1 protein-coding gene and 1 pseudogene are annotated in these 1,413 nt (G+C 49.9%); one reads left to right on the top strand and one right to left on the bottom strand.

Annotated features, from left to right (window positions below):
• Positions 1–378: pseudogene (locus OC610_RS27415) on the top strand (hypothetical protein); the annotation flags it as partial.
• A gap of 669 nt (positions 379–1,047) precedes the next feature.
• Here OC610_RS27415 and OC610_RS27410 read toward each other — a convergent pair.
• A complete protein-coding gene (locus tag OC610_RS27410) occupies positions 1,048–1,359 on the bottom strand; it encodes a tetratricopeptide repeat protein (protein WP_264432579.1) in 312 nt (103 codons plus the stop codon).
• Positions 1,360–1,413: the final 54 nt, after the last annotated feature.

Here is a 1,413-nt window from a genome sequence, read left to right as displayed (position 1 = left end):
GATCAAGTAGAAGAGGTTTGTCGAGATGCCTGCGAGAATTTTAAATATGACTTACCAAATGGGAAGGAGTTTTCAAGGGCCATCGCAGAATCTGACACTTTTATTGATGAGGTTGAAATCGGAGATCTGGACTCGTTCACGTTTGATGGTGGCTTGAGCGCTATTTTTAGCGGTTCAGCAAGCGGCTCTCATAGAAATGATACTGAGGTTCCTGGTCGAGACATTAAATTCAATGTCGAAATAAAAAACGCTGTACTGTTCGGCACCAGAGCTTTAGGCAAATTTGAACTTGGCGAAGTGTCGGCAAGCTTGATTGACTATGATTATGATTTCGAGAGCGAAGATGAAGCTGATTCAACTTGGGTGCCACGCAATTGACTTTAGGCAGCTAGGGGAGCGGCGACGAGGAGCCAGTGTGTAGACGATTGATATGAGCGAATCGTTTCTGGTTTCGTAGAGTCTGAGGCCAGAAGCGGACATTAATGCACTCAAAAGCTCAGCCCATCATTGAGCGTAGACACACTGCTGATAGCTTCGTATTCTCGGAAAAGATCTTGTCGTAATGCTCTGGTGCCCTCCTCTCGTGACTAGCGCATGGAATAAATGGCTGAAAAGGTTATGCATAGATAAATAAATTCAGGCTGTACATGCAAGCGCAAATGAAAAGCATCTTTTGAGAAGTATAAAGAAGCGTTAGCGACAAGATAAGCTAAAAACATTCTGGAGGTTACCCTTACCTGCTGTAAACTTACACTTACGCAAAAGTGGTAATTCCCCAAAGCACCGTTGTGTGCGTTACTGACCGCTTCTGGCCGAGAGCAGACATCTATTAAGAGAAGTTTCTTTTAGTTCTCAATATGTCAGACAGACCGCGGTTGGCTGTTTGGGGCTGCTGCGCAGCCCAGCGGGGATAAATCCCCTCACCACAGGGTTTTGTGTGTTGGCTGCTTGGCGGGATGGTGTTGAGAACGTGGTGGGCTTTTTTGTGAGTGCTTCGCACTCAAGCGGGAGCAAGCTCCCTCGCCACAAAAGCAGTTTTGTGTGAAGTCAGGGATGGCGATCCAGTTTTTTGAGGAACACGGTCATTTCTTTTTCGGCCTGTTTGTCGCCGTGGGCGCGGGCAGCTTCCAGGCCTTTTTCCCAAGCTTGGCGGGCTGCGGCGGTGTCGCCTTGGCCTTGGTGGGCTTTGCCCAGTAGTTTCCACGCCGCCGAATACTTGGGGTCGAATTCGACGCAGCGTTGGAGGTGTTCGGCGGCGCGGGGGAACTCGCCTAGGTCTAGGTAGCCTTTGCCGAGGCCGAAGCGGAGGAGGGAGTTGTCCATGCCCTTGGCGAGCATTTTTTCCAGGGAGTCGAGCATGGGGGCGTCCTTATCGGTTGTGTCAGGGGGTGATTGGTTGGCTGTTGGATAGCT

It is taken from the genome of Pseudomonas agronomica (assembly GCF_025917275.1).
GTDB classification, from domain to species: Bacteria; Pseudomonadota; Gammaproteobacteria; order Pseudomonadales; family Pseudomonadaceae; genus Aquipseudomonas; species Aquipseudomonas agronomica.
This window is presented reverse-complemented; position numbering and strand designations above follow the sequence as displayed.

Bases quoted from the DNA above. Each gene is read 5' to 3' on its own strand.
- OC610_RS27410 (WP_264432579.1), bottom strand. From the start codon at position 1,359: ATGCTCGACTCCCTGGAAAAAATGCTCGCCAAGGGCATGGACAACTCC.